This is a genomic window from Blautia sp. ZXY-1-B12 (assembly GCF_056339915.1).
Map to the genome: position 1 here is coordinate 1 of NZ_JBWJVP010000312.1, position 5,427 is coordinate 5,427.

At 41.0% G+C, this 5,427-nt stretch carries 7 protein-coding genes; 1 reads left to right on the forward strand and 6 read right to left on the reverse strand.

Translation table 11 applies throughout. From position 1 onward, the window contains the following. A partial coding sequence (locus AC075L_RS21560) for a hypothetical protein (protein WP_476388187.1) occupies positions 1-190 on the forward strand: 190 nt, incomplete at its 5' end. 185 nt (positions 191-375) lie between these two features. Here AC075L_RS21560 and AC075L_RS21565 read toward each other — a convergent pair. The 6 genes from AC075L_RS21565 to AC075L_RS21590 all read right to left on the reverse strand — a co-directional run bounded on the left by AC075L_RS21565 (position 376) and on the right by AC075L_RS21590 (position 5,318). Continuing rightward, a complete protein-coding gene (locus AC075L_RS21565) occupies positions 376-1,494 on the reverse strand; it encodes a metallophosphoesterase (protein WP_118409636.1) in 1,119 nt (372 codons plus the stop codon). Between the two features lie 213 nt (positions 1,495-1,707). Further along, entirely contained in the window at positions 1,708-3,036 is a 1,329-nt protein-coding gene (locus tag AC075L_RS21570; protein WP_476388188.1) for an IS200/IS605 family accessory protein TnpB-related protein, read from the reverse strand. Between the two features lie 30 nt (positions 3,037-3,066). Beyond that, positions 3,067-3,510, reverse strand: a complete 444-nt coding sequence (gene tnpA, locus AC075L_RS21575; protein ID WP_476388189.1) for an IS200/IS605 family transposase — start codon at positions 3,508-3,510, stop codon at positions 3,067-3,069. A gap of 184 nt (positions 3,511-3,694) precedes the next feature. Next, positions 3,695-4,135: a flavodoxin family protein gene (locus AC075L_RS21580; protein WP_476388192.1), complete on the reverse strand. Its 441-nt coding sequence runs from the start codon at positions 4,133-4,135 to the stop codon at positions 3,695-3,697. Then, positions 4,113-4,589 (reverse strand): flavodoxin family protein, encoded by a 477-nt coding sequence (locus tag AC075L_RS21585; protein WP_476388190.1) that lies wholly within the window; start codon positions 4,587-4,589, stop codon positions 4,113-4,115. The genes AC075L_RS21580 and AC075L_RS21585 overlap by 23 nt, the downstream gene beginning before the upstream one ends. 39 nt (positions 4,590-4,628) lie before the next feature. Then, complete coding sequence (locus AC075L_RS21590; RefSeq protein WP_476388191.1) at positions 4,629-5,318, reverse strand: prolyl oligopeptidase family serine peptidase; 690 nt, start codon at positions 5,316-5,318, stop codon at positions 4,629-4,631. Positions 5,319-5,427 lie beyond the last annotated feature (109 nt).

Consider the following 5,427-nt stretch of genomic DNA (forward strand, 5'->3'; position numbering starts at 1 on the left):
AGCTATAGCAATTCTTTCTTCGCAAAAAATTCTCCGCGGCACTCTCCCATCCTGGAAGAAAAGCCGCGGAGAAATAAATATATTTTCGGTGCCAATACAAAGATCATTAATCTTTACACCACTTTACAACTTTCGAGTTGGAATTGATATATCAAAACCTGTCCAAATATCTCAAACAGGATGCTCCTGAAATACAAAGATCTTCTCATAACAAACTTCCAATTCACTTATACGCAAATTAGCAGAATTATTATTAAGATTTAAATTTTTCCAAACTGTTAACATATTCTCAGTCACATTTCCATTAGAATCTGTGATGCGCTCTATTATTTCTACTTTCTTGAATTCCACTCCTTGCTTCAATTACTCCTTTTATTACGATATAAGATTGACCACAACATATTCTGAATGTTTTTCCGTTCTGATCGGATAGCCCCAACCAGCAATTCCTGACGTTACAATCGCATCCAGATTTCCCTGTTTCTGTTCCCCGTAATTTAATTCATCAAAATGGAACAACGATGCAAACAATCCGACAGGCCAGATCTGTCCGGCATGTGTATGACCGGATAAAATCATATCGCATCCTGTATTCTCTGCTTTCTTATACTCAGAAGGCTGATGATCCAGTACGATCCATTCCTGTTCTGGATTCAGTTCTTTTACAAGACTGGAAATATCCTTTCTTTTCGCATTTCTACCTCCTCTATCTGCCCTTCCAATCAGTGCGATTTCCTGATTAATGACAGTTGTTTCATCTTCCAGAATCTGAATTCCCGCCTGTGTAATCGTATCTTCCATTTTTTCTGCGCTATAATTCGGCTTTGCAGCATAATTATTCTTATCATGATTTCCATAAACATAATAAACACCATATGTACTGTCAGCCTGTCCCAAAATGCGAAAGGCTGACTGCATCTGCTCTGATGTTGTGTTTTCATCTACAATATCTCCATCAAGAACAACAATATCTGCCTGCTCTGCACTAATCCTATTTACTACATCCTGCAGATTGTTATCATTCATGGAAACTCCGTAATGAAGATCAGACAAAAGTACAATCCTGTATCCTTCTTCACGAATATTCTTTTGAGTTTGAATATTGTACTCTGTTCTGACTACATGAAAGATATTGTACCTTCCATACCCGATCAGAACTGCTGTCAGTAATATTGCTATTACACCACTTCTGTATATTTTATTCCATAAACCAGTAAGCTGATTTTGCTTTTTCAATTTTTTTATAAGAAAAACAACTGCATCCAGCAACAGTAAAAATACAGTAAAATGAAGCAGGATTATAAACCACATGCCATAAATTCTGACCGCGGGAATAATCAACAGCAGAGAAATAATTCCTGCAAAAATCCGCTGTCTTTTAAGGGAATATGCTGGTAAGAAACATTTTACTGCTGCTTTCACTTTTCGATACAGATAAACTGCAACTGCTATCACACATAATACCGGCAGTATCACCCAGGTTATCATTTGCATTTTTTACATTCTCCTAATCATGATACTATAATAAGTGAATTAAAAACTTTATCCTCACACGACTGAAGTCGCGTGCTTCCAGACGCTTTAGGCGTCAGACTAAATATCGGCGGATACGCCTGTAACTTAGGCCAGCGCAGTTATGCGCATTTTTCCATGCCAGATATGGCAGGTTCCCACATTGCAGGTAGTCCGCTGTATATCTGCCTGCATTTATGCTGCCTTTAAGATTTCCATTTGTAAATGAAGTTCTTTCAGATCTGCATAAACACATGAGGTTCTACGCTTTACCGAAGGGACTTTTGCCTCCAGCAAAGACCTTTCCGTTACCGGAAGGGGTTTTAAAAGTTCTCTGATAAAATATCTTGCTCCGATATTATACGATGCCGACAGGTCACAGTTATATCTTTTTCCTGTCTGGAATACACAAAGACTGTGATTTTTCGGGTCACGGGACACACTTCCGGAGCCATCGTATGCAAGCCTGCTCGTATTCCATGCGCAGACTCTGGATACCCGCATTCCTTTTCTGTGTGCCTGATGCTCACAGCGTTTCTGGATATCCCGTTTTCTCCACAGATGCAGTTTCTGTTTTTTCTTTCCGGATATCTTTCCCTGCATTTCCAGATACTCGAATACGATCACATCTGCATGGTTCTCTTCTGCATTTTTTACGATCGCACCTGCAATTTTTCTTCCCAGCTCTATGTTCAGGCGTTTCGTATATGCCCATCTTCCCCGTGACTGCGCAGAGCCGTGTTCCCTCTGGAATCTTCGGATCCGGCCCAGTGTGCGGTACATCCGGTCTTTTTCACTGGGATGATTGATAAATTTTCTCCCCAGGACAGTTCCGTCTGCCCGCATAATGGTACAGACCGCATCGGTATTGATTCCCAAGTCCACACTACAGATGATCTGTTCTTTTACCGGTGTCTTCGTAAGTGTCACTTCTTCCGTATAAGAAAAACGCAGGAAATATTTATGGTGCCTTTTCTCCAGTGTCGGGGCTGATGCCTTTTTCCCCAACCAGTTCCTGCGCAGATATTCCATATCTGTGTGATTTAAACGCACACAAAACCATTTCCAGTCATGACCATCATACAGTTTCAGGTATGCTTCGTCTTTTCCTTCTTTTTCCTCTCTGTACATGACATCACGATAAAAAACAGGCATGGCATGATTCTCATACGCCAGTCTGGGTTTCCCTGCTTTTTCTCCTGACTTTTCCCACAGTTCCATCCGTGTTTCGTAAGAAGATACACTTCCCAATGCATGCTGGATTGCGGCTCGCCTCAGGTAGGACGGCATCTTCGGAAAGCGAAGATCAAAATCAAAGCGTGCAGGATTCTTTTTTGTAGTATGCACCAGATGCTCTGCAGCATTAAACCGCCTTTTGGCATCCGGTATCTCTGCCAGTTCTTCCCACACCTGCTCATATATTTCTGTCAGGTAACTGACCGCAGACCGGTAGATTTCCAGTGTCTGGCGGACTGGGATATTCTGTTTTCGTAATTCTACGCCATAGCTGGATACGGTCTGCATCTCTTTTCCTCCAACAAATCATTTCTTCTGTCAGGCTTTTTTCTTTTCTTTTTCCTTTTGTCCTTCGATGTAGGCAAGCACCTGGTCTCTGCTCCTGTCACTGACCGTTATGGCACAGTAAGACGGATTCCACAGATGCCCACCCCACAGTTCCTTTTTTAACTCCGGATGCGCAAGAAACATCTGGCGTGCAAGATTTCCTTTCATGATCTTGATCATATCTGAAATATAAAACTGAGGTTTACAGTCCACAAGCAGATGGATATGATCCGGCATCACCTCCATTACCAGGATCTGAAATTTATATTCTTCTGCAAGATTCTGTAACATTTCTTTGCATTCTGTATCGATTCCGTTTTTTAAAACCTTTTTTCTGTATTTTGTACACCAGACAAGATGATACTGCAGAGAATAGACATATCCCCTACCATATGAAAGTTTGTTTTTATTTATATTAAATATATCTTTTTCCATATAAATATTATACCATATGTATCAGTTTATGTAAACATTTGTTCTGTTGTTTTGCAAAAAAATTTGCGCGTCTAACTCATCACTGGAAGTATCACTGGAAGTAACGAGAATGCGACGCGCAGTTATTCAATGAGCTTTCAAACATCAACCTTTCATATTTTATTTATCCATAATCATCCAACAGTCAAAAAATGTCTATCTTATAAAATTCGTAAATACCATTGGTTCCTGTTTTGGCATAGAGATTCCCATCTTGGATGCCAACATTTTTACGATGCAGAAAAAACGCCATACTGTTCCCAAGCACTCGCATTACCTGCATACCCTCTAAATCCTGTTTTATCTGTTCCGGATTTGCCCCATGTACCATATTCCAGTATCTTGAAGTAATAATCGGCATCTGCATCAGACCGAAATATTTATTCATCTGATCCCAGGTTGCAGTAGTGCCGGCTCTTCTTGCCGACATAACCGCCGCCGCTGGTTTCAGCAGAAAACGATTTCCTCCTCCATTGAGATCAGCATAAAAAACTCTGTCCAAAAACGAAGTGATGCCGCCGCTGGCCCCTCCCCAGTGTACAGGTGTCCCAAATACAAATCCTTCATAATCTCCGGCAATTTCCAGGGTATCTTGAAGTAATAATCGGCATCTGCATCAGACCGAAATATTTATTCATCTGATCCCAGGTTGCAGTAGTGCCGGCTCTTCTTGCCGACATAACCGCCGCCGCTGGTTTCAGCAGAAAACGATTTCCTCCTCCATTGAGATCAGCATAAAAAACTCTGTCCAAAAACGAAGTGATGCCGCCGCTGGCCCCTCCCCAGTGTACAGGTGTCCCAAATACAAATCCTTCATAATCTCCGGCAATTTCCAGGAATTCATTTACACTGTCATGGAATACACATTTATTGTTTTTCATGCAAGACTTGCAGGCAATACAGCCTGACAATGGTTTCTTTCCGATCCAGAAGATATCGGTATCGATTCCCTGTTCATTTAATGCTTCTGATACTTCACACAGTGCCGTATAAGTACATCCGTCCTTATGCGGGCTTCCATTTACAAGTAATACTTTCATTTTCTTTTTCCTCTTTTCTGTATTATTCATACATTTTCTTTATTTTCCCAAAAGCCATCCCATAACAGCATCGTCTTCTACAAATAATCCGCCGCCCTGTCCGTGCTGATTGGTAACACCCTGGTCACTGAAATAGGAATCATCCTTGACATCCAGTACAAGCAAGTCATCAATCTCCTCATCGGACAGACCTTCCTTCTGATATAATTCACGCAAATTATTATAAGCATCTTCTGACGGCTCAGAACCATAATATTCATCATGTGCCCCAACTACAAAATATACAGGTGTCTTTGCCTGTACCACTGGTTCGTATGCACCATCCCATTGGGAACTGCATTGTAAATAAGCAGTATATAAATCAGGTCTCATTCCCATTACAAGTGACATGGTCTCACCGCCACCAGAATACCCTTCTGCATATACTTTTGACTTGTCAATATTATAAGCAGAAAGAAAATATTCTGTTAAAGCAATGGTCTGTCTCGCAGAAGTTTCTCCCCAGTCATTCAGCTGAGGTGCAACAATAATCATTTCCGGATTATATTCCTGAGCTGCGAAACCAAACCCTTCTGCTTTGATATTTACCCCTACGCCTTGAAAGTACAATCCTTCATAGCCTGGAAGTGTAAAGAATAAAGCATATGGCTTACTTCCATCATAACTATCCGGGATATAGACATTATAATGAATATCTCCCTCTTCACTTGAATGCAGGACATTATCCAACAGAAAACCTTTGTTCTGTATCTGTACCTTCTGTAACTTTATCTGAATCGGGTGCTTCGTTGTCTGGCTCCTGTTTGATCATCCTGGATTACACTGCTGTCTGCCTGCA